The sequence below is a fragment of the Ruegeria sp. CH10 genome (assembly GCF_056537125.1).
The window spans coordinates 212,333-234,893 of record NZ_JBQFQY010000005.1; the positions used below are offsets into that span (position 1 = coordinate 212,333).

The following is a 22,561-nucleotide window of genomic DNA, read 5'->3' on the forward strand; positions in this document are numbered from 1 at the left end:
GTAAACTATGAAAAGAAGAACATTTGGCAAGAGCCTGATGGCTGCCACCGCGCTCGCAACCTCGTTTTCGGCATCCATGGTACTGGCGGCTGACGACTATGTGATCGGTTTCTCGCAGGTGACCACAGTTGAGCCCTGGCGCGTCCAGTTCAACAAAGACCTGCGGGCCGAGGCCGATCTGCACGACAATGTCGAGCTGATCATCGCCGACGCCAATGACCGCACTGAAAAGCAGGTTGCGGATGTTGAGAACTTTATCCGTCAGGAAGTGGACGCGATCCTGATCTCGCCCAAAGAATCCGCCGGTCTGACCGGTGTGGTGGAACAGGCCACCGACGCGGGCATCCCCGTCTTTGTTCTGGACCGCAACGTGGACACGGACAAATTCGTTCAGTGGGTTGGCGGCGACAACGAACTGATCGGCCGCGAGGCAGGCAAGTTCGCCCTGGATCAACTGGGTGGCGCAGGCGCTGCCAGTGGTACCATCGTTGAAATCTGGGGTGGTCTGGGCACGCAGGCTGCGCATGACCGCGCCAATGGGTTCCACGAAGCCTTTGACGGCGAAGACGGCGTGACCTTCCTGCTGGATCAGCAGTCGGGCGACTGGAAGCAGGATCAGGCCTATGACATCATGTCGACCGCTCTGCGCAACTATGAAGACATCACCATGGTCTATGGCCACAACGATCCCATGGCCTATGGCGCCTATCTCGCCGCCAAGGACGCGGGCCGCGCCGATGACATCATCTTTATCGGCGTCGACGCCCTGCCCGGTGAAGGCGTGACCTGGGTTGCCAATGGCGAGCTTTCGGCGACATTCCTGTACCCGACCCCGGGTGCAGAAGGTCTGCGTCAGGCGCTCAAGCATCTGAAAGGCGAAGAGGTGCCGAAATCGGTTGTCATGGGCACCGAAGCGATCACCGCCGACAACGCGGATGACGTTCTGAAAAAGAATGGCCTGAAATAACGGTCCAAGGCTGACGATCTTTCTCCTCCCTGTCGGGATAGTCAGCCGAGTATGCAGGGGCTTGCGCCCCTGCTGCTTTTTCTGAGAAAGCTATTCGAAAAGGTAGCTGCATGTCCGAGCAAAAGACAAAACTCCAGAAATACTCGGCCCCTGCCTTGGAAAAGGGGCTGGATATCCTTGAGTTTCTGTCGCTCGCGGACACGGCCCCAACCCTTTCGCAACTGGCCCAGGGCATTGGGCGCTCAAAGAACGAAATCTTCCGTATGATGATCGTGCTGGAAGAGAGGGGCTATATCGAACGTCAGGAAGACGATCTGTTCAAACTGACCGGCAAACTGGCACTGCTGGGCGGAGAGCGCACCGATAACAGCAAGCTGGCAGAACTGGCTGAACCTTATATGGAGCGGCTGGCCGAAGAGACCGCCCTGTCCAATCACCTCTGGGTTCCAAGCGGCGCTGGCGACCTTGTGGTGATCAGCAGTGTCTCATCCTCGCAAAACTATGGCGTCACTGTACAAGTCGGATACGCAAACCCCATCTTTACGACATCCGCCGGGGCCTGTTTCTTGTCCGAGTTGGACACAAATTCCGAACGTCTGGCCTTGCTGGAACGTATTGCACCAGGGCAGGACGCGCAAAACCATCAGGAATTCGCAGATCAGGCCGGAACCTGCCTTGAGCAGGGTTTTATCTCACTGAGCAGTCCGGAAAGCAACGCGATCAACGAAATCTCGGCCCCGGTGCGCCATATGCCGGGCAAAGCCGTCATCGCGGCGCTGACCATTCCGCATTTCGCCAGCGCCCTGATCGACAATCGCCGCGAAATGGTCATTGACGCGCTCAAGACGACGGCGCAGCAGCTTCAGGCCAGCATCGCCACCAGAATGCCCCTGCCCCGGACACCGTGGCACCAGATGTAAGCCTTATGGCATCAGAGCAGAAATCTGGCTGAACCCGGTCAAATCAAATTGAAAGCTGATCGGCTCACCGCGCCGGTTGATACTGTCGATGGTCATCTGATTTCCGGCCCGCATGGCCGCCACCCAGTCCGGCGACACGGGTGAACGTGCAAAACAGCCCTGCGCCTCGCAGGTCAGAAATTCAAGCTGCGCGACCTCGGTCCCGTCTACTCTGGCAGTCAACCCTTCGGAAAAAAGCAGGCCAAAAGGCAGAGTCACCACGGTCTCCATCTCGTCTCTGCCTGCCGCTTTCAAAAAGGCAATCGAGGTCAGCCGTTGGTTGCTGTCGGTCAGAACGATGCTCTGGGTCATTTCACAGATCAGCTCGGACCCGTTGCCGCGATTGCTGCAGTTGACCGACCACGGAGGGGCCGTGCCCTCTTGCGCAAACAAAGGCTGTGACATTCCCACTGCCAGCCCCAGGGCTCCGATCCATGATTTCATGATACTCTTCTTCATAGTTTATGCGTCGATTTCGACACGGTTTTCCCGGTAAGCTCGCAATACAGGATCAGCCGAGCGCACGCCATACATCCTGAATTACGTCAGCTGCGGCCAGCACGTCATTACGTGTCGTATCGAATTGCCCGACCTGAAATCTGATGATTTTACGACCGTTGAAAAGACCTTGTGTCAGGTAAATCCTGCCGTCGTTATTCAACGCGTCCACCAGCCTTTGCTGCATGTCATCATCACCGGGGCAACGAAAAGAAAACAGGCTGAGCACCGGGCCGGTGATGATCTCAAACCCATCCATCCGGGCGATCTGTTCCGACAGTTCATGCGCCCAGGCCACATGGTTGCGAATGCGAGCGCGCAACCCCTCCAACCCGTAAGAGCGCAGCAAGAACCATATCTTCAGCGCCCGGAACCGCCGGCCAAGTGGGATGGTCCACTCGGAATAATTGGTCACCTCGGCACCGGTTGTCTTTAGATACTCAGGCTCGATCTTCAGGGTGTTCAGTTGCGGTGTGGCATCCCGCAGGAACTGAACCGCACAATCGAACTGAGCCCCCATCCACTTATGCGGATTGAAAACGATACTGTCATAGCGATCCGCACCTTGCCACAGGGCGTCGCGGAATTCGGGGCAGATCATGGCCGACCCGGCCCAGGCCGCATCCAGATGGGTGTAAAGGTCGTGTTTTGCGGCAATATCCGCCACAGACATCAGGTCATCACATGCGCCGACACCGGTCCCTCCGGTGATTGCGATGATCCCTGCGGGGATATGTCCGGCAACCAAGTCTGCCTGAATGGCGGCCTCAAGCGCCTTGGGGTCCAGCGCATAGCGTGACCCCTTTACCGGCAGTTTAACCAGATTTTCCTGACCGATCCCTGCAACCCAACACGCCCGGTCGATGGATGAATGCACCTGGTCCGAGCAATAGATGCGCAGTGATCCTTTGCCATTCAGCCCCTCGCGGTTGCCGGTGAACCCGGTTGCACGCTCTCGCATGGTCAGCACGGCGGACAATGTGGCTGACGACGCGCTGTCCTGTATCACGCCTGTCATGCCGTCCGGCAAACCCAATGCCTGTCGCAACCAGTCGATCATCACACCCTCGACCTCGGTCGCTGCCGGAGAGGTCTGCCACAGCATGCACTGGGCCGCGATCGTGGTCACCAGCATCTCGGCCAGCATAGAGGGCGGCGCGGCATTGGCCGGGAAATACGCAAAGAATCGCGGATGCTGCCAATGGGTGATCCCGGGCATTACAATCCGTTCGAAATCCGCAAGGATTGCCTCCATCGGCTCGGGCGTTTCGGGAGGCGTCACCTCAAGCTGCTGTGCAATCTCACCGGGTGCAGTCTGTGCCCGAACGGGTTGGTCCGGCAACCCCTTGTGGTAATCCGCAGCCCACCTTGCGATGTGCTGTCCCCAATAGGAAAACGTGTCCCAATCCATGCCCTGTTCTTTCCCTGTGGCCCGTGCCTCATTCATTTCGATGCCGCGGCCACACTACCCGGACCTCACCCGCTGACAAGATGGTCGGGGTGACACAGGCCTATTGAAAGACGGGTTTTCCGTTTTTGATATGCCTGGAGATAAGCTGCTTTTGGCCTTTTCCATGGGGAATGAACCGCACCGGCTCGGGCTTATAGTCCAATTCCGCAACCTCGGGGAAAAGCGTCAGTATTTCATCCCGGGCCTCGGGATCAATGGCCCTGAGCGCTTCTGGCCCCGTGAACAGGCTTTCGGTCATGGTCCCTTCGGCACTGATGATTTCATGCTGGTCGAAAAGCAGATGAAAATACTCGATCAAGTCCACCGATTCATCTTCGAAAACACCCGGCAGGTCGGTCATCCGGATCGCGGCCACCATAACCTCGGCCCGTCCGAACATGCGTTCGGCAACCTTGGATTGCAGCAACATGCGGTGCTGACGCGAAACCCAAAGGTCGCGTTCCGGCAGGCCCGTTCCCAACGCACCCGACACAATCCTGACCGGCCTGAGCTTGGGATGTTGGGCCAATTCATCCGCCGAGACTTTGCGCGACCCAATCCAGCGGATGGGCTGCAGGCCACGGTCTTTGGTCCAAACACGATCTCCGACCCGCAGATCTTCGACCCTCACGTATCCGTCTTCGGCCTGAATGCGCGTGCCACGCACAACGCAAGGGACAAAGAACGACGCATCATCGACATAGAAATCCCGGCTGAACGTACCCGGGTTGGATGTGTCGGTAATCCGGATGGTATAGCTGGTGTCCTCGGTCGTGAACGAGGTACTGACCGTCTCACCCGGCGTTGTCGCCGTTTGCGAAAAGACAACATTGCCGGAACTGTCGAGAATTTCGATCAGGGCGCTGGCATTGCCACCGGACCCAACTTCGTCATAGTCGATTGAAAAGGTGGCGGTTTTCCCCAGCGGAATGCCATCGACGGTCTGTTCGATACTGCCGCCATTCGTATTGCCACCACCATTGAAATAAGCCGTGTTGCTGCCGCCGATATTGACGGATTCCACCCGGCCAACACCGTCGGTTTCGTCCGTGACCGTCCAGTTGGCGGGGTCATTGGCTCCTTCGGGTGCGCCATTCGTAACGATGTCCGGGTCGGCGACCAGAATCTCAAAATTGCCGTTCAGCAGTCTTTCAACCATCCCGATCCTCCCGGTCACCGCGCAACATGTTTGAGACCTTCTAAGGCCTTAAGAAATTTCAACTCTACGTGCTAAAACTTAGCACCAGATAAACGTCCAATACCAAACATATATACCAGGACGGCGCCCAGGGCAGCCCAATGAGTGCCTAATCGCAACTATCCCCGCCCGCGATAGGGTGGAACACCCTGATCGGGAATCCAGACATGTTCCGGCATTGCGCCGGTCTGCCAGAAAACATCAATCGGGATGCCCCCGCGCGGGTACCAGTAGCCCCCGATCCGCAGCCAGCGCGGTTCCAGAAACTCAACCAGCCGACGGGCGATAGAGACAGTGCAATCCTCGTGAAAGGCGCCGTGATTGCGGAACGATCCCAAAAACAGTTTCAAGGATTTCGATTCCACCAGCCAATCGCCCGGCACATAATCGATGACCAGATGCGCAAAGTCCGGCTGCCCCGTCATCGGGCAGAGCGAAGTAAACTCGGGCGCAGTGAACCGCACGCAATAGTCGATATCGGCCTGCGGGTTCTGCACACGTTCCAATTCAGCCGCTTCCGGCGAGGCGGGCAGTTCAGTCGTGCCGCCCAATTGGGTCAGGTCGCTATAGATCGTTTCCATGTGATGCTCCTTGTTGGGGCCTCAGACCCCGCGTTTATTGCCCCATAGCAGGACGTGCAGTTGCGGCAGCACCCGGGGGGTGAACCAACCATCTGCGGTGACTTTTTCCACCAGCCACAACAGCCGATCCGACAAGCTTTGCGGATCGACGGGCAGGGCCGGGTCGACCTCGGCATTGCCGGGCTGCAGGAACAGCGGCAGAGAGGCGTAGCGATCCGAAACAGACCGGGCCCAATCGTAGTCAACCTCATCAAAAATCACGATTTTCATAACTGTTTTGGGGCCGTTCCCCGCTGCTTCAAGACAGGTCTCAAAGGCGCCCCAATCCACGGTTTCACCGCTGGAGGGCGGCTTGGGGCTGAGCACCAGCGTATCCAGCGCACCAAACCACGGCTTCGCAATCGAGCCCTGAGTTTCGCAGGCAAAGCGATAGCCCTGTTCGCGCCCCAACGTGATGAGAGGTCCAAAGTCCTGAATGGCCGGGTTGCCACCCGACAGCGAGACGGTCAAAGGCCGGTCGCCAGACAGCGCGCGCACCCGGCCCCAGACATCATCGGTCGACATGGCCGCCCAGTTATGCCGAAAGGCGGTATCAACCGCGTGCAGGCTGTCGCACCAACTGCAGCGATAGTCACATCCGCCGGTGCGTACGAACACAGTCGGCTCCCCGATCAGCGCGCCTTCGCCCTGTATCGTGGGGCCGAAAATCTCGGCAATGCGCAGGCGGGTCATGGGCGGTACTCGGCCCAGGTTTTCGGCGTTTCGCTGACCCGAACGGCAGCCGTTTCCGGCCAGCGTGCGGCGCACCAGTCGTAGAAATGCCGCGCCATATTCTCGGCAGTGGTCAGGATGTTCATCACATCGTTCAGGTGGCGATGATCGAACGTCTCATCGATATAGGTCTTGAGCGGTTTCAGTTCGCCATAATCGCGCACGAACCCGTCCGCGTTCAGATCTGCAGCCGCCAGCTCGACCTCGACGATGTAATTGTGCCCATGCATCCGTGCGCATTGGTGATCCTCGGGCAGGTGGGTCAGCTGGTGCGAGGCGGAAAAGTGGAATTCCTTGGTGATCCGGTACATCAGGCGCTTTCCTTTTGTGCCGTTGCCGCCGCCCAGAAATCCGGGTCGTCATAAACGGTCGGGTCAGTGACTCCGGCCAGATGAAAGGCCTCGCGCCGTTCGACACAGGTGCCGCAGCGCCCGCAGTGATGTGCGCCGCCCTTGTAGCAGGACCATGTTTCGGCAAAGGGCGTATCGACCCGCGCACCTTCGGTCACGATATCCGCCTTGCTGCGATGGACAAACGGCGTGAACAGGGACACGTCGGCATACCCTTCCAGCGCGTGCTTCTGCATCAGTTCAAAGCTTTCGGTAAAGGCAGGACGGCAATCGGGATAGATAAAGTGATCTCCGCCATGCACGGCCGTTCCAACTGCATCCGCGCCACGTGCGGCGGCCGCCCCGAACGCGACGGTCAGCATGATGGCATTGCGGTTAGGCACCACGGTGACCTTCATGCTGTCCTCGGCATAGTGCCCGTCGGGCACGTCCACATCGTCCGTCAGGGCCGAGCCGGTCAGGACCGCCCCGACCGAGCGCAGATCGATGATGTCATGCGGCACGCCAAGGCGCTGCGCGCACAGCGCGGCATAGTCCAGCTCTTTGCGGTGGCGTTGGCCATAGTCGAAAGAGATCAGGCCAACCAGTTCATGGTCGCGCGCCACCATATGCGCCAGCGACACCGAATCCAGCCCACCCGAGCAGATTACGATCGTTTTCATATTTTGAACCCTTGTTTTGTTACCCGGGTAGGCTGCGACCGGGATGCGCCCTGTTATACGTGGAAATCACATGTCACAAGTCACAATTGCGTCGGGCTGTGGTGGATAGGTGATCACCACAGCCCATTCGGTGAGTGAGTGGTAAAGCGTTCAACCGACCGTCTGGTTTTCCATTACGTCGGCAAAGGATTTGAAAAACTTGGCCGCCAGCTTTTTGGCCGTCCCCTGGATCAGCCGGCTGCCCAGTTGGGCCAGCTTGCCGCCAATCTCAGCCGTCGCCTCGTACTTCAGGATCGTGCTGTTACCATCGCCGGTCAGCGTGACATCAGCACCGCCCTTGGCATGGCCAGCCGTTCCGCCATTTCCCTGACCGGTCAGAGAAAACGCATCCGGCGCGCCTTCGGTATTCAGCACCACATTGCCCGAGAACTTGGCCTTGACCGGGCCAACCTTCAGGACCACTTTCGCCTCAAGATCAGTATCCGAGTGTTTGATCAACTCCTCACAACCCGGTATGCACTGTTTCAGGACCTCGGGGTCATTGAGCGCGGCATAGACAACCTCTTTCGGGGCGTTGATGGTTATTTCGTCTGCCAGTTCCATCGGCTATTCCTTCTAACAACAGGGAAATTTGATCTGGGCGAGGCGCTCGGCCTGCTCAGGGGTTAGGGCAAGCTTGCGGCGCAAGCGGGTGTAGCATTCAAGAATCCACATGCGGGGTCCTCCGGTTCTTTTCGGGCCCTCGGCGCACGCGGACCAATTCGGCCAGAATGGACAGCGCGATCTCCTCGGGGGTCACAGCGTGAATATCCAGACCCGCAGGGGCCTTGATGCGGGCGATTTGATCAGGGTCTGCACCGGCATCAGCCAGCTTGTCCGACAGGGCGGCAAACTTGCGGGAACTGCCGACAAAGCAGGCGTGATCGGCCTGCGCGGCAATAGCGGCTTTCAGGGCCGCCAGATCGCCCTGCCCCTGCGTGGCCACAACAACAAACCGTCTGCGGTTGGTCTCGGCCAGATCGGCGCCATCGGCGCTTTGGGTGACCGACCAATGAAACTGAGGCGCTAGTTGCGCCAGCGCATGGGCCACAGGAGATCCGCCAAGGATCGCCAGTTCCGGCATGGGAAGACAGGGTTCTATGAAAATATCGACCGTCCCCTTGGACGGGCAATTGTTGCGGGCATAGCTGACACCGTGCTGTTCCGTTCCCGGCTTGACGCCCTGTTCGGCCAGAAACTCTTCGGGCGCGACCGAGATCAGCTGCGGCGCGCCGGTGGCCAGTGCCTCGACCGCCGCACGCTTGACCGCACCGCGGGCGCATCCACCGCCCAGCCATCCCTCAAGGATCGTTCCATCCGCCGCAATCAGCGCCTTGGCACCGGGTTTGGCCGCCGTCGCCCCGACCGTGCGCACGATGGTGGCAAAAGCAAAGGGCTGCTCTTGCGCGTGCAGCTTTTGGGCGGTTTGCGACAGATCGGGGTCGATGATTTCAGCCGGGGTCATAGGCGGGTCAGCTCCGGTTCCAGCGCGGCAAGATCGGCCAGAGTATTGGCGGGTTGAAACAGGTCGAGATAGGGCAGCGCCGCTGCCATGCCTGCGGTCACCGGCTCATAATCGCGCCAACCCTTGAGCGGGTTCAGCCAGATGATCTTGCAGCCGCGTTTGCGCAGCTGCGCTAGGGCCGCGCTCATATGCGCAGGCGCGCCGGTGTCATAACCATCCGACAGGATCAGCACCACGCTGCGCCCGTCCACGAAACGCCGCGCATAGGTTCGCGCAAAGCGATCCAGACATGTGCCGATTTTTGAGCCCCCGCCGAACCCGTCAGCCATCAGAGACATCCGCCCGATTGCGCGCATGGCATCCTTGTCGCGCAGCGTCTCGGATATGCGTACCAGACGGGTGTGAAACAGATAGGCGTCGGCCTTGGGATCGGCCCGCATCAGACCGGCGACAAAAGCCAGAAACACCTGCGCATAAACGGTCATGGACCCGGACACATCACACAGCGCAACGATTTTACGGGTGCGGTCCGGGCGTTTTTTGCGCAACAGATGCACGGGTTCGCCCCCGGTGGACAGGCTGCGCCGGATCGTGCGACGGAAATGCAGCCGATCCCCTTTGCGCGCGGCAATCCGTCGGCGTGAGCGGCGATCGCGTAGAGCAGCCCCCAGATCGCGGGCGACCTGCTCGGCCTGTGCAATCTCGTCCGGGCGCACCAGATCACGCAGGTCGCGACGGGACAGGTTGCGCGTCTCGGTCGCGATCAGCTTGCCCTCACCATCGCTTTCCGCATCGCCGTCACCGGCATCCGGGGTCGTTTCCTGCCCCGCCCCGCCGGACGCCTCACCCTGTGCGTCGCGGGACGAATGCACGCTGTCACTGCTTGGGCTTTGCGTCGGCATCACGCGGGTCTTGACGCGACCGGCATCCAGCCAGAACGCATCGAACAGCGCGTCGAACTGGGCCGCCTCATCCTGACAGCCTGTGCAAACCGGGCGCAGCGCGTTGCGGCATTCCTCGGGCGAAAACGCATCCGAGACGGACAGAGCTTGCAGGGCCAGAGAGGTCTCGGCCACACCCAGACGCAGACCGTTGGCGCGCAGATGGGCGATAAAGCCCGTCATCCGCGCGGCTGGCCCGGGGTCGCGGGCGGCAAAGCGGGTCACGCGGGTCATGCGGCCTTGCCCGCAATACGTTGCGCGACCTCAGTGGTGATATTGGCCTGATCGCTTTGGGTTTTCAGCAAAGTCACCAAGGCGCGCTGCAACGCCGTCGGATCATCGGTCAGATCGGCAACCCCAAGCCCGCCAAGCGCGGCGGCAAAATCCATCGTCTCGGCGATACCCGGCACTTTCTCAAGCTCTTCCTTGCGCAGGGTCTGCACAAACCCGATGATTTGCCGCGCCAGCCTGTCGTTCAGGCCCGGATGGCGGGCATTCAGAATGGCAAGCTCGGCCGCTGCATCAGGGTAGTCGACATAGGTATAAAGGCACCGCCGCCGCAAAGCGTCGCTTAAATCACGGGTTCCGTTGCAGGTCAGAATGACAATCGGGCGTGTGGTGGCTTTGATCGAGCCCAGCTCGGGCACGGTGATCTGAAAATCCGACAGGATTTCCAGCAGATAAGCTTCGAATTCCTCGTCGGCGCGGTCAACCTCATCAACCAGCAGAACCGGGGGCACCTCTTTGGTGATCGCTGCCAAAAGCGGGCGCTCCAGCAGGAATTCGCGCGAGAATATACGGTCTTCGACCACTTTGCCGGTCTCGCCGCCCTCAGCCGCGGCCCGAATGGTCAAAAGCTGGCGCTGGTAATTCCATTCATAAATCGATTGCGCCGCATCCAGCCCCTCATAACATTGCAGGCGCACCAGCTCGGTCTTGCGGATGTCGGCCAGAACGCGGGCCACTTCGGTTTTGCCAACTCCAGCCGCCCCTTCCAGCAACAGGGGGCGTTCAAGGGACAAGGCCAGATGGATGGCAACCGACAGATCGTCGGACGCAACATAGCCAGCCTTGGCCATCTCGGATTGTAGATGAGTCCACGTCATATTCAGCCTCAGAATACCCGCCCCGAGGAAACCCCGGGGCGGCAGGTCCGATCTTAGCCGTGAAGGCCCAGCTCATTGGCGGTCTTCCAGATGCGCCAATGATCATGCGGCATATGCGTATGGGTCAGACCGAACGCCCGGAACGCATCATTCACCGCGTTCGAGAAGCACGGAACGCCGCCCACATGCGGGCTTTCGCCAACACCCTTGGCCCCAATGGGGTGGTGCGGGCTGGGCGTCACGGTGTGGTCCGTCTCATAGTTCGGAACCTCCCACGCGGTTGGCAGGAAGAAGTCCATTAGCGTACCGGTCTTCACGTTGCCCATTTCATCATAGGCAATCTCTTGCCCCAGAGCGACGGCCAGCGCCTCGGTCAGTCCGCCATGCACCTGACCTTCGATGATCATCGGGTTGATCCGCGTGCCGCAATCATCCAGCGCATAGAACCGGCGAATGTCAGTGACACCTGTATCAACATCAATATCCATCACGCAGACATAGGCCCCAAACGGATAGGTCATGTTGGGCGGATCATAGTAACTTACGGCCTCAAGCCCCGGTTCGATCCCCGGAATGGCCTGATTGTAGGCGGCAAAAGCGATCTCTTTCATCGTCTTGAACTTTTCCGGCGCGCCTTTGACGACAAAGCGGTCCACATCGAATTCCACGTCGTCATCATGCACTTCGAGCAGATAGGCCGCGATCATCTGCGCCTTGGCGCGGATTTTGCGCCCCGCCATCGCGGTTGCAGCCCCTGCCACCGGGGTCGAGCGCGACCCATAGGTGCCCAGACCATATGGCGCGGTGTCGGTGTCGCCTTCCTCGATGGTGATCGAATCCGCGGGCAATCCGATCTCAGAGGCGAGAATCTGCGCAAATGTGGTCGCGTGACCCTGCCCTTGGCTGATCGTCCCAAGCCGCGCAATGGCGCTGCCTGTGGGGTGGATGCGAATTTCGCAGCTGTCGAACATGCCCAGACCTAGAATGTCGCAGTTTTTGACCGGCCCTGCGCCGACGATTTCAGTAAAGAAGCTGAGGCCAACGCCCATCAGCTTGCGGGTTTTGCCCGCTTTGAAATCCTCAACCCGCTGGGCCTGCTCGGCGCGCAGACCGTCATAGTCGACCGTCTTCAATGCCTTTTCCCAGGCTGTGTGATAGTCGCCGCTGTCATATTCCCAGCCAAGCGCCGACTGATAGGGGAACTGGTCCTTGCGGATAAAGTTGATCCGGCGCAGTTCAGCCGCGTCCATATTCAGCTTGATCGCCAGAACTTCGATCATGCGTTCGATGAAATACACCGCCTCGGTCACGCGGAAGGAACAGCGATAGCTGACCCCACCCGGTGCCTTGTTGGTATAGACCCCGTCAACACTCAGGAACGCGACCGGAATGTCGTATGAGCCCGTGCAGATATTCATGAACCCCGCCGGGAATTTGGTCGGGTCAGCGCAGGCATCGAACCCGCCGTGATCTGCGGTGGTGTGGCACCACAGCCCGGTGATCTTGCCCTCTTTGGTGGCCGAGATCTTGCCGTGCATGTGATAGTCGCGGGCAAAGGCGGTGGTCATCAGGTTGTCCATCCGGTCTTCGATCCACTTGACCGGCTTACCCGTGACAATCGAGGCCACGACCGAGCAGACATAGCCCGGATAAGCGCCCACCTTATTGCCGAACCCGCCGCCGATATCGGGCGAGATCACGCGGATATTGTGCTCTTCAATCCCCGAGATCAGGCTGACCACGGTTCGGATCGCATGCGGTGCCTGGAACGTACCCCACAGCGTCAACTTGCCGTTGACCTTATCCATCGACGCCACGCAGCCGCAGGTTTCCAACGGACAGGGATGGGTGCGGTGGTAATAAACCTTCTCCTCGGCCACCACGTCTGAGGCATCAATCGCCTGCTCAGTGGCCTCTTTGTCGCCCACGTCCCAGGTGAAGATATGGTTGTGGTGCTTGCGGGGTCCATGCGCACCATCGGCTTTCGGATCAAGATCCTCGCGCAGAACCACGTCCGATTTCAGCGACTCGAACGGGTCGGTGATGACGGGTAGCTCTTCATACTCGACCTCAACGGCTTCGATCCCGTCTGCGGCGGTATAGCGGTCGGTGGCCACGACAAAGGCGACCTCCTGCCCCTGAAACAGGACCTTGCCGTCGGCCAGAACCATCTGTTTGTCCCCGGCCAATGTCGGCATCCAATGCAGGCCCAGCGGCTCAAGATCGGCCGCCGTGAGCACAGCCAGAACACCGGGCACCTCAAGCGCTGCTTCGGTGTTGATCGAAGTGATGCGGGCATGCGCATAGGGCGACCGGACGAAATCGCCAAACAGCATCCCGTCCAGCTTTACATCATCGACATAATTACCCTGGCCCTGCGTGAACCGGGCATCCTCGACGCGTTTACGCGAACAGCCCATTCCTTTGAGGTTGGCGACGCGGTCCTCACGATCTGGTGTCATATCATTCATTGGGCCGCCTCCTTGGCTGCATTCATCTCGGCTGCGGCGGCCTGGATGGATTTGACGATGTTCTGATAGCCGGTGCAGCGACAGATATTACCGGACATGCCAAAGCGGATTTCTTCCTCAGACGGGTTCGGGTTTTCCTCCAACAGCTTGGCGGCGCGCGTGATCATCCCCGGTGTGCAATAGCCACATTGCAGGCCATGGTGTTCGCGGAACGCCTCTTGCAGCGGGTGCAGGCCATCGGGGCTGCCCAGACCTTCGATCGTGGTGATGTCCTTGCCATCGGCCTGCGCCACGAACATGGTACAGGATTTGACCGATTTGCCATCGATGGTAACGGTACAGGCCCCACAATGCGAGGTGTCGCAGCCGATATGCGGTCCGGTGATGTTGAGCTGTTCGCGCAGCGTATAGATCAACAGTTCGCGCGGTTCGGCCAATACGTCTACGGCCTGACCGTTCACGGTCAGCTTGTAATGTTTCTTGTCAGACATGTTCTCATTCCCTCAGGCGCGCGACCAGGCGCGTTCGATGGCGCGAGTCAGAATGACGCCCGCCACATGACGTTTGAATGCAACCGGACCACGGTTGTCCTCCATCGGATCAATGTCGCCCAGCATGGCACTGACAGCGGCTTTGATCGCTGCTGCGTCAACTGACGTCCCGATCAGCGCAGCCCCGGCCTCATCCGAGAAAACCGGCGTATCGCTGAGGTTGGTCATGGCGATGGAGGCTTGCGCACACGTACCGCCCTGCGCGACCAACTGAACAGCGGCGGCAGCGGTGGCATAGTCACCGATCTTGCGCTTTTGCTTTTCATAAGCATAGCCGCCCTGCGGAGGTGCGAATGAGACTTTGGTCAAAACCTCATCATCCTCACGATCCGTCATATAGGCCGCCTCGTAAAACTCGCGCGCAGCCACCGTGCGCTCACCGTCCGAGCCGACAAGCGTGAACTGCGCATCCAGACACTGCATCAGGCCCGGCATGTCATTGCCGGGATCGCCGTTGGCGACATTGCCGCCGACCGTACCCATATACCGCACCTGAGGATCAGCGATCTGCAACGCAGCCTCACGCATGATCGGGGCCGCAGCCGCCAGATCCGCGTGGTCGATGATCTCGGCCTGAGTGGTCATGGCACCGATGGTGATGGTGTCGCCGACGGTGATACCCGACAATCCGTCGACATCCTGCAGATCGATCAGATGCGGCACGTCCGCCATGCGCAGCTTCATCATGGGGATCAGGCTATGCCCGCCCGCCATGACGCGCGCGTCGTCTCCGTGTTCTTCGAGGATGGCAAGAACGCCCGGCATATCCTTTGGACGATGATATTCAAACGTCGCTGGAATCATGTGCTTCCTCCCTTGAGCAAATGTTCTGGCTGGGAGGAGCGCAGCACAATCACAGCTGCAACATCACGCTGAAACTGTTCAAATGCAGGGATTTTGCACGAAATGCGCCCTAGGCTGCACCAAATGCGCCGACATGCGGGGCCAGTTTTGACTGCACATCTTTCATCTTGGACCGGCTAACCGGAACCGGAGGCAGGCTGTCGGCCTCAAAGGTGCATTTGCCCTTGTCCTTGGTCCGCTCGAACCGCGTGACCTTGGACGGGTTGATCAGATAGCTGCGATGCACCTGCATGAAACCAGCGGGAACAAGCCGCTTGCCGCTTTCCGTGATGGTCCAGACACAGAAACAACGCTCGCCCGTGTCGGTATAGACCTGCGTGTAATGCCCGTCGGCGCGGACAAAGGCGATGTCTTCGGCCCGCAGGAAAATCCGCGCGCCGTCCCGCTCACAGGGAACCGTCACGGGGGTGTCTTCGGGCTGAACCGGGTCTGGTATGGCCTGCGTCTCGGGGGGAGTCAGGAACGTCGCGCTGACCCACAGGAACGCGCCGAAAATCACAAAGCTGGACAGGATCACCCCGATTGCCATCATCTCATTGCTGATGGGGGGCCCGAATTCGCTGACCCGCTCGACCGCGACAAAATTCGTCCCGGCCATCGCCAGAAAATGAACCGCCACCACCGCAAAGCCGAAACACAGCGTCCCGATCAGGATGTTGCGCGTATTGCGCGTCTGATAGGCGACGCGAAAGGCCAGAACACACAGCACAATGGCGCTGACCGACGACAACGCGACCCCAAGCGGCGAGTAAACCGCGCGGCACAGCTGCAACCCGGCCATGCCCACATAGTGCATCACCAAAATACCCGCGCCGACGATTGCGCCTGCGGCCAGGATGATCGTCGGCGTCCGTTCAGCAAAATGCAGCAACCCAAGGGCGACCGCGACCATCAGAATGGCAATCAGAGCCGAGGCCAGCGTAATCGCGGCGTCATAATAGAACAGGATCGGCAGTTGCAGCCCCAACATGGCCACGAAGTGCATCGACCAGATGCCACCGCCCAACGCCATCGAGGCCAGCGCGACCGCGACCTTTCTCTGCGACACGGATTTCGATGACAGGTCTTTCGTCAGGCTGAGACCGGTGAACCCAGCGACCAGCGCCACGACGAACGACATCGCAACGAGCAACCCGTTGTGTCCAAATTCCAAGAACTCCATGGCAGGTTTATGCCGCCTGGAACCGGATTACGCAAATGCCGAGTGCCCGGAATGACCCATGCACCCGGCTTGCGGGTCTTCTGTCGGCCAATGCGCCTTATTGAGCGTGCGTCTCCTGACCGCGTTTTTCCAGCAAGGACAGCGCAACAAAGGTCACGACTGCCCCGGAAAGCAGGTAAAGGCCCGCGGCCCAAAGGCCGAACAATGCGGTCAGACCAATCCCGACCAGCGGCGCAAAGGCGGCGCCGATGATCCAGGACAGGTTGGTGGCCATGGCCGAGCCTGAATAGCGGTATTTCTTGGGGAACCGACGCGGCACAATCGCACCGGCCTGACCATAGGCCAGCCCCAGGATCACAAAGCCGGACAGGATGTACACGTAGGGGTAGTGAGCCAGAGTTCCGATCATCAGGCTGAGCACCACGATCAGCACCGTGCTGATCCGGATCACCGTGCGCCGGTCATAGCGGTCGGCCAACACGCCCGAATAGATGACCGACACAATCGCCAGCGCGCCACCGATCAACTGCACCGTCAGGACCTGTGTGATCTCAAACCGCTCATAGATCATCGCGAAGGCCAAAGGGAACACCGTTACCATATGGAACAACGCATAGCTGGCCAGAGGCAGGCAGGCCGACAGAAAGATGGTTTTCCCTTCATTGCGGACCAGTTCCGGCAGCGGCGCTGATTCCAGAACCTCGGGCTCAACCCCAAGATCGGCGTTCAACAAACGCACCCGCGCATAAAGCGAGACGACATTCACCGCCATCACCGCAAAGAACGCAAAGCGCCAGCCCCAATTGATGAATTCCTCCGGGGTCAGAAACCCATGCAGCACGTAAAAGATCGACGCTGCGACGACAAAGCCAATAGGTCCGCCCAATTGCGGCACCATCGCGTAAATGCCCTTGCGATTCTCAGGCGCGGCATTTTGCAACTGCAGCGTCAGCCCATCCCAGGCACCGCCCAGCCCTAGCCCCTGTAGAATGCGCAAAAAAGCCAGCAAAACCGGGGCAAACCACCCTATTTTTTCATAGCCTGGCAGCAACCCGATGGCGACTGTGGCGGTTCCCAGCAACACAAGGGCCAGGGTGACCTTGCCGACCCGACCGATTCTGTACTGCAGCGTACGCCCCGCAAGGCTGGCCACGGGTCTGGCCAGAAACGCCAGCGCAAAAATCGCAAAGGATGCCAGCGTGCCGCTGACCGGGTCCAGCATCGGGAAAAAGAGCTGTGGAAACACCAGCGCCGAGGCGATGGCATAGACAAAAAATCCAAAGAAATCAGTTACTCGGGCCATTACGACCGTTGTGATCACTTCATCGATCGTCGCGGAATAGCGTGGTGCATCACTGACGCTTGTCATCATATTCTCCTGCATTGACCCCAATGTTCCGAAGCGTCACGCCAAAGGTATTTTCGCGGGTCATCTTTTGTCGCATTGCAGCACGGCTGAAAAACTTGCACAAGGCCCCCGCAAGCAGAGGCGTATTTAATGTCTCGCCAGCTTAGCAACTCTTCAGTGACAAACAGAACCAAGAGACGCAAAAATATGAAGCGCGCAATTTTCGCGACGGCCCTGCTGTCGCTCATCGCACTGTCGGGGTGCGATCTGGTCGTTATGAATCCGTCTGGCGATGTGGCCGTCCAGCAGGCCGATCTGATTCTGTACTCGACTGTCCTGATGCTGATCATCATCGTGCCGGTGATGGCCCTGACCGTGTTTTTTGCTTGGAAATACCGGGCCTCGAACAAAGACGCAGCCTATGAGCCCGATTGGGACCATTCAACCAGCCTTGAGATCATCGTCTGGTCTGTTCCGCTGGCGATCATCATCTGTCTGGCCGGTCTGACCTATGTTGCAACGCACCGCCTCGATCCGTTTCAACCGCTGTCGCGCGTGTCAGCCGAGCAGCCGATTGACCCTGCGGTCGAGCCGATGGTGATTCAGGTCTCGGCAATGGATTGGAAATGGCTGTTCATCTACCCCGAACAGGGCATCGCCACCGTTAACGAAGTGGCCGCAGTCGTCGACCGTCCGATCAAATTCGAAATTACATCGACCACTGTTATGAACTCGTTCTTCGTGCCTGCATTGGCCGGACAGATTTATGCGATGTCGGGCATGCAGTCCGAGCTGAACGCCGTGATCAACGAAGCAGGCGTCTATAACGGGTTCTCGGCCAATTACAGTGGCGAGGGATTCTCGCAAATGCGCTTTAAGTTCCATGGTAAGGATCAGGCAGATTTCGACGCCTGGGTCGCGCAGGTTCGGGCGCAGGGCACTGCGTTAGATCGCGACACAATCGCCAAGCTCAACCAGCCCAGCGTGGCGCATCCCGTGACCTATTACGATTCGGTCGAAGACGGGTTGTGGGACAAGGTTGTAAACCTGTGCATCGATGACGACTCGCTATGTCTGAACGACATGATGATGGTCGACGCACTGGGTGGCGGCGGGATCGAGGGGCTGTTCAACCGCGAATTGTTCCGGGGCATCTGCTCGGCCGATGATCCGGGTGCGCTGATGGCCATGATCCGCCCTGAAATGCGCATCCGCCAGGACGAAATCATCACTGCGATGACGTTGGTTCCGCCAGCGTCCGCAAACTGAAACAAAGAACAAGAAACGGAAAGATATCGCGATGTCGCTATCTCACGGAGCCGCTGACGGACATGCAACACTGTCCTCCGTCGATCCATTCTGGGGCAAGCTGTCCTGGAATGTGTTCCCCTTCTACGAACCGGTCATCTTCTACACATTCATAGCCGTCGCCCTGGGCGGCATCGCCGTCGTCGGAGCGCTGACCTATTTCCGGCTGTGGGGCTATCTGTGGAAAGAGTGGTTCACCAGTATTGATCACAAAAAGATCGGGATCATGTACATGGTGCTGGGTCTGATCATGCTGCTGCGCGGCTTTGCCGATGCACTGCTGATGCGGCTGCATCAGGCAATGGCGGCAAGTGGTGGCGAAGGCTATCTGAACGCCCACCATTACGACCAGATCTTTACCGCCCATGGCGTGATCATGATCTTCTTTGTTGCGATGCCCTTTGTGACCGGCTTCATGAACTACGTCATGCCGTTGCAGATCGGTGCGCGCGACGTGGCGTTCCCGTTCCTCAATAACCTCAGCTTCTGGCTGACGGTGTCGGGCGCGGTGCTGATCATGCTCTCGCTGTTCGTGGGTGAATTCTCGACCGCGGGCTGGCTGGCCTATGCGCCGTTCTCGGGGTTGGATTACAGCCCGAGCGTTGGCATGGATTATTACCTGTGGGCCCTGAACATCGCCGGGATCGGTACGACGCTTTCGGGCATCAACCTGGTTGTGACCATCGTCAAGATGCGCGCGCCGGGCATGGATTACATGAAGATGCCGGTCTTTGTCTGGACCACCCTGTGTACCAACATCCTGATCGTGGCGACCTTTCCGGTGCTGGCGGCGACGCTGGCCCTGCTGACGGCGGATCGCTATCTCGGCACCCATTTCTTCACAAATGATATGGGCGGAAGCCCGATGATGTATGTGAACCTCATCTGGATCTGGGGCCACCCCGAGGTCTACATTCTGATCCTGCCGATCTTTGGTATCTTTTCCGAAATCGTGCCGACATTCACCGGTAAGCGCCTGTTTGGCTATACCTCGATGGTCTACGCCACCTGCGTGATCATGATCCTCAGCTATCTGGTCTGGCTGCACCATTTCTTCACCATGGGCGCAGGCGCGAATGTGAACGCCTTCTTTGGCATCACGACGATGATCATCTCGATCCCGACAGGGGCCAAGATCTTCAACTGGCTGTTCACCATGTATAAGGGCCGCATCCGGTTCGAGACCCCGATGCTGTGGGTCATGGGCTTTATGCTGACCTTCGTGATCGGCGGTATGACTGGCGTTCTGCTGGCGGTGCCGCCTGCGGATTATGTTCTGCATAACTCGCTTTTCCTGATCGCGCATTTCCACAACGTGATCATCGGTGGCGTGGTGTTCGGCATCTTTGCGGGCATCATCTATTGGTGGCCCAAGGCGTTCGGCTTCAAGCTTGAGCCGTTCTGGGGCAAGGTCAGCTTCTGGTGCTGGCTGATCGGCTTCTACCTGGCCTTCATGCCGCTTTACGTGCTGGGCCTGATGGGCGTCACCCGCCGTATCAGCCAGTTCGAGGATACGTTCTATTCGGTCTATTTCGTCATCGCCCTGGTGGGTGCATTGTTCATCGCCGCCGGGATCGGAGCGTTCATCGTGCAGATCGTTGTCTCGATCCTGCGCCGCGACGCATTGCGCGATGTCACGGGTGACCCATGGGACGGCCGGACACTGGAATGGTCGACCTCTTCACCCCCACCCTACTACAACTTTGCGTTCTCACCCCGAGTACACGAGCTGGACGCCTTTACCCAGATGAAGCGCGAGGGGTTCACGCGGCCCACCGACGGGTTCGTGCCGATCCACATGCCGCGTTATACGGCGACGGGGATTGTCATGGCCGGGCTGCTGACCGTAATGGGCTTTGCGCTGGTCTGGCACGTGTGGTGGCTGGCCGCCGCCAGCTTTGCCGCGACGCTGATCTATGGCATCGCGCATACCTTCAACTATGACCGTGACTACTACGTCCCTGCGGATGAAGTGCGCGATATCGAACACCAGCGGACACAACAGCTGGCAGGGGCTGCGGAATAATGAGCGACACCACAAGCGAAACGCCAAAAGAGTTCTTCGTGATCGAAGACCCCCATCACGGGGGTGATCACGGCGAACATCACCACGAAACCGGAACCATGCTTGGGTTCTGGATCTACCTTATGAGCGACTGCCTGATCTTTGGCATCCTCTTTGCGACCTATGCGGTGCTGGGCCAGAACTATGCGGCTGGCCCCGCGCCGGTCGACCTGTTCGAGATCGACATGATCCTGGTGGCCACCTTCATGCTGCTGTTCTCGTCGATCACCTACGGGTTCGCGGTGCTACGGATGGATATGCACGACCTGCGCGGAACGGTTCTGTGGCTGATTGTCACCGGCCTGTTCGGGGCGGCGTTCCTGTTTCTTGAGGTCAAAGAGTTCAACCACCTGATCCATATCGGCGCAGGTCCGGGGGCGAGTGCATTCCTGTCCTCATTCTTTGTTCTGGTGGGCACGCACGGGCTGCACGTTCTGGGCGGCAGCATCTGGCTGATCGTTCTGCTGATGCAGCTGGGCCAGCACGGCCTGACCCATGAGAACAAGCGCCGGGTGATGTGCCTGTCGCTGTTCTGGCACTTCCTCGACCTGATCTGGATCGGCGTCTTTTCCTTGGTTTACCTCACGGGGGTCCTGCTATGAGCGATCACGCAAAAGGCAGCCACGGCACCTTCAAATCCTACATGATCGGCTTTTTGCTGTCTGTTGTCCTGACCCTGATCCCGTTCTGGGTGGTGATGGGCGACGTGATGGACAGCACCGGTTGGGCCATTGCGGTCATCTTCACACTGGGTGCGGCGCAGATGATGGTGCATATCCACTACTTCCTGCACGTCTCGATCAAGGTGGAAAATGGCTGGCAGGCCATGTCGGCAGGGCTGACGGTTTTGCTGCTGGTCATCATCATGGCCGGGTCGATCTGGGTCATGTTCAACCTGGATGAAAACCTGATGCCCGCCCACGAACAGATCGAACGGGTCCGCAACCTGCCATGACCGATCCGACCACCGCGCGGCGGCCCTTTTGGGTCAAAGCTCTGCTCATTGGGCTGTCGGCGGTGTTGGTCGTGGTCTTTGTACTGCTGGGCAACTGGCAGATGCGGCGTTTGGCCTGGAAACAGGACCTGATCGCCGCCGTGGATGCGCGGGCTTATGGCGAGGCGACCGCCCTGCCCGCGCAGTTCGACCCGGACCGTCACGCCTACCAGCGCGTGCAGGTTCAGGGTCAGTTTCTGGACACCCCGCCCGTGCTGGTCAAAGCAGTGACCGAGATTGGCCCCGGTCTGTGGGTCATGTCACCGCTGCAGACGGATCTGGGGGTCTTGTGGGTCAATCGCGGCTATGTGCATGCGGATGTGGCAACGCCGGAACACTGGACCTTGCCGCAGACTCCGATCACCGGGCTTTTGCGCCCAACCGTCAAGGATGGCACGCTGCTGGAACGCAACGATCCCGCAATCGACCGCTGGGTGTCGCGCGATACGCAGGTCATGTCCGATGAGCGGGGTCTGACCGGCGAAAGCCTTCCGTATTTTCTGGATGCAGACCATCAAGGCGATCGGGGCGCGTGGCCGCGTGGGGGGCTGACCGTCATCACCTTCAGCAACTCTCATCTGTCTTATGCGCTGACATGGTATGCGATGGCTCTGCTGTTCGTGGTCGCGTTGGTTTATGTCTTCCGGTCTGGCTCTGATTGATCAAGTTGGCTTATCGTAAATTCAAAAATTACGCATGTTCTCCTTATTAAAATCCACCATCCACAATTGACAGATGCGCGGTTCCGTCGCATCTAGACTTTGAAACAGCCACCGGAACGATGGTTCCGGAAGCCTGCGAATACTCACCT

23 protein-coding genes are annotated in these 22,561 nt (G+C 59.1%); 7 read left to right on the forward strand and 16 right to left on the reverse strand.

Features of this window, described 5'->3' with window-relative positions:
- Positions 1-7 precede the first annotated feature (7 nt).
- Positions 8-967, forward strand: a complete 960-nt coding sequence (locus ACRZ94_RS15815) for a substrate-binding domain-containing protein (protein WP_480655007.1) — start codon at positions 8-10, stop codon at positions 965-967.
- A 110-nt stretch (positions 968-1,077) separates the two neighbouring features.
- The gene (locus ACRZ94_RS15820; protein ID WP_480655009.1) at positions 1,078-1,887 is read left to right on the forward strand and encodes an IclR family transcriptional regulator; all 810 of its coding nucleotides are present in this window, start codon (positions 1,078-1,080) and stop codon (positions 1,885-1,887) included.
- Between the two features lie 3 nt (positions 1,888-1,890).
- On the opposite strand, the gene ACRZ94_RS15825 is transcribed toward ACRZ94_RS15820, so the two are convergent.
- The 16 genes from ACRZ94_RS15825 to ACRZ94_RS15900 all read right to left on the reverse strand — a co-directional run bounded on the left by ACRZ94_RS15825 (position 1,891) and on the right by ACRZ94_RS15900 (position 17,404).
- Complete coding sequence (locus ACRZ94_RS15825; protein WP_480655011.1) at positions 1,891-2,370, reverse strand: invasion associated locus B family protein; 480 nt, start codon at positions 2,368-2,370, stop codon at positions 1,891-1,893.
- A gap of 67 nt (positions 2,371-2,437) precedes the next feature.
- On the reverse strand, positions 2,438-3,835 hold the full coding sequence (locus ACRZ94_RS15830; RefSeq protein ID WP_480797801.1) for a pyridoxal phosphate-dependent decarboxylase family protein: 1,398 nt from the start codon (positions 3,833-3,835) through the stop codon (positions 2,438-2,440).
- Positions 3,836-3,935: 100 nt separating this feature from the next.
- The gene (locus ACRZ94_RS15835) at positions 3,936-5,033 is read right to left on the reverse strand and encodes a Hint domain-containing protein (RefSeq protein WP_480797802.1); all 1,098 of its coding nucleotides are present in this window, start codon (positions 5,031-5,033) and stop codon (positions 3,936-3,938) included.
- Positions 5,034-5,191: 158 nt separating this feature from the next.
- Positions 5,192-5,653 (reverse strand): preQ(1) synthase, encoded by a 462-nt coding sequence (gene queF / locus ACRZ94_RS15840; RefSeq protein ID WP_480655014.1) that lies wholly within the window; start codon positions 5,651-5,653, stop codon positions 5,192-5,194.
- A 21-nt stretch (positions 5,654-5,674) separates the two neighbouring features.
- Positions 5,675-6,385, reverse strand: a complete 711-nt coding sequence (gene queE, locus ACRZ94_RS15845; RefSeq protein WP_480655016.1) for a 7-carboxy-7-deazaguanine synthase QueE — start codon at positions 6,383-6,385, stop codon at positions 5,675-5,677.
- The gene (gene queD / locus ACRZ94_RS15850; RefSeq protein WP_480655018.1) at positions 6,382-6,735 is read right to left on the reverse strand and encodes a 6-carboxytetrahydropterin synthase QueD; all 354 of its coding nucleotides are present in this window, start codon (positions 6,733-6,735) and stop codon (positions 6,382-6,384) included. The genes queE and queD overlap by 4 nt, the downstream gene beginning before the upstream one ends.
- On the reverse strand, positions 6,735-7,436 hold the full coding sequence (gene queC / locus ACRZ94_RS15855; RefSeq protein WP_480655020.1) for a 7-cyano-7-deazaguanine synthase QueC: 702 nt from the start codon (positions 7,434-7,436) through the stop codon (positions 6,735-6,737). The genes queD and queC overlap by 1 nt, the downstream gene beginning before the upstream one ends.
- A gap of 150 nt (positions 7,437-7,586) precedes the next feature.
- Positions 7,587-8,039: an SRPBCC family protein gene (locus tag ACRZ94_RS15860; protein WP_480655022.1), complete on the reverse strand. Its 453-nt coding sequence runs from the start codon at positions 8,037-8,039 to the stop codon at positions 7,587-7,589.
- A gap of 97 nt (positions 8,040-8,136) precedes the next feature.
- Positions 8,137-8,940: an XdhC family protein gene (locus ACRZ94_RS15865; protein ID WP_480797803.1), complete on the reverse strand. Its 804-nt coding sequence runs from the start codon at positions 8,938-8,940 to the stop codon at positions 8,137-8,139.
- Positions 8,937-10,115 carry a vWA domain-containing protein gene (locus ACRZ94_RS15870; RefSeq protein WP_480797804.1) on the reverse strand — a complete coding sequence of 393 codons (1,179 nt, stop codon included), beginning with the start codon at positions 10,113-10,115 and terminating at the stop codon, positions 8,937-8,939. Before ACRZ94_RS15870 ends, ACRZ94_RS15865 begins: the two co-directional genes overlap by 4 nt.
- The gene (locus ACRZ94_RS15875) at positions 10,112-10,987 is read right to left on the reverse strand and encodes an AAA family ATPase (RefSeq protein WP_480655028.1); all 876 of its coding nucleotides are present in this window, start codon (positions 10,985-10,987) and stop codon (positions 10,112-10,114) included. Before ACRZ94_RS15875 ends, ACRZ94_RS15870 begins: the two co-directional genes overlap by 4 nt.
- A 53-nt stretch (positions 10,988-11,040) precedes the next feature.
- On the reverse strand, positions 11,041-13,458 hold the full coding sequence (locus ACRZ94_RS15880; RefSeq protein WP_480655029.1) for an aerobic carbon-monoxide dehydrogenase large subunit: 2,418 nt from the start codon (positions 13,456-13,458) through the stop codon (positions 11,041-11,043).
- Positions 13,455-13,949: a (2Fe-2S)-binding protein gene (locus ACRZ94_RS15885; RefSeq protein WP_480655031.1), complete on the reverse strand. Its 495-nt coding sequence runs from the start codon at positions 13,947-13,949 to the stop codon at positions 13,455-13,457. Before ACRZ94_RS15885 ends, ACRZ94_RS15880 begins: the two co-directional genes overlap by 4 nt.
- 12 nt (positions 13,950-13,961) lie before the next feature.
- Positions 13,962-14,813, reverse strand: coding sequence for an FAD binding domain-containing protein (locus tag ACRZ94_RS15890; protein WP_480655033.1), 852 nt, complete (start codon positions 14,811-14,813; stop codon positions 13,962-13,964).
- Positions 14,814-14,922: 109 nt separating this feature from the next.
- Positions 14,923-16,035, reverse strand: a complete 1,113-nt coding sequence (locus tag ACRZ94_RS15895; RefSeq protein ID WP_480655035.1) for an MHYT domain-containing protein — start codon at positions 16,033-16,035, stop codon at positions 14,923-14,925.
- 97 nt (positions 16,036-16,132) lie between these two features.
- Positions 16,133-17,404: an MFS transporter gene (locus ACRZ94_RS15900; RefSeq protein ID WP_480655037.1), complete on the reverse strand. Its 1,272-nt coding sequence runs from the start codon at positions 17,402-17,404 to the stop codon at positions 16,133-16,135.
- A 186-nt stretch (positions 17,405-17,590) separates the two neighbouring features.
- Here ACRZ94_RS15900 and cyoA point away from each other — a divergent pair, with 186 nt between their 5' ends.
- Genes cyoA through ACRZ94_RS15925 form a run of 5 tightly spaced genes read left to right on the forward strand, consistent with a single transcriptional unit; the run spans position 17,591 to position 22,412 of the window.
- The gene (cyoA, locus tag ACRZ94_RS15905) at positions 17,591-18,652 is read left to right on the forward strand and encodes a ubiquinol oxidase subunit II (protein WP_480797805.1); all 1,062 of its coding nucleotides are present in this window, start codon (positions 17,591-17,593) and stop codon (positions 18,650-18,652) included.
- 31 nt (positions 18,653-18,683) lie between these two features.
- Positions 18,684-20,717 carry a cytochrome o ubiquinol oxidase subunit I gene (gene cyoB / locus ACRZ94_RS15910; RefSeq protein WP_480655041.1) on the forward strand — a complete coding sequence of 678 codons (2,034 nt, stop codon included), beginning with the start codon at positions 18,684-18,686 and terminating at the stop codon, positions 20,715-20,717.
- The gene (cyoC, locus tag ACRZ94_RS15915) at positions 20,717-21,358 is read left to right on the forward strand and encodes a cytochrome o ubiquinol oxidase subunit III (protein ID WP_480655043.1); all 642 of its coding nucleotides are present in this window, start codon (positions 20,717-20,719) and stop codon (positions 21,356-21,358) included. The genes cyoB and cyoC overlap by 1 nt, the downstream gene beginning before the upstream one ends.
- Positions 21,355-21,711 (forward strand): cytochrome o ubiquinol oxidase subunit IV, encoded by a 357-nt coding sequence (gene cyoD / locus ACRZ94_RS15920; protein ID WP_480655045.1) that lies wholly within the window; start codon positions 21,355-21,357, stop codon positions 21,709-21,711. Before cyoC ends, cyoD begins: the two co-directional genes overlap by 4 nt.
- Positions 21,708-22,412, forward strand: a complete 705-nt coding sequence (locus tag ACRZ94_RS15925) for an SURF1 family protein (RefSeq protein ID WP_480797806.1) — start codon at positions 21,708-21,710, stop codon at positions 22,410-22,412. The genes cyoD and ACRZ94_RS15925 overlap by 4 nt, the downstream gene beginning before the upstream one ends.
- Positions 22,413-22,561 lie beyond the last annotated feature (149 nt).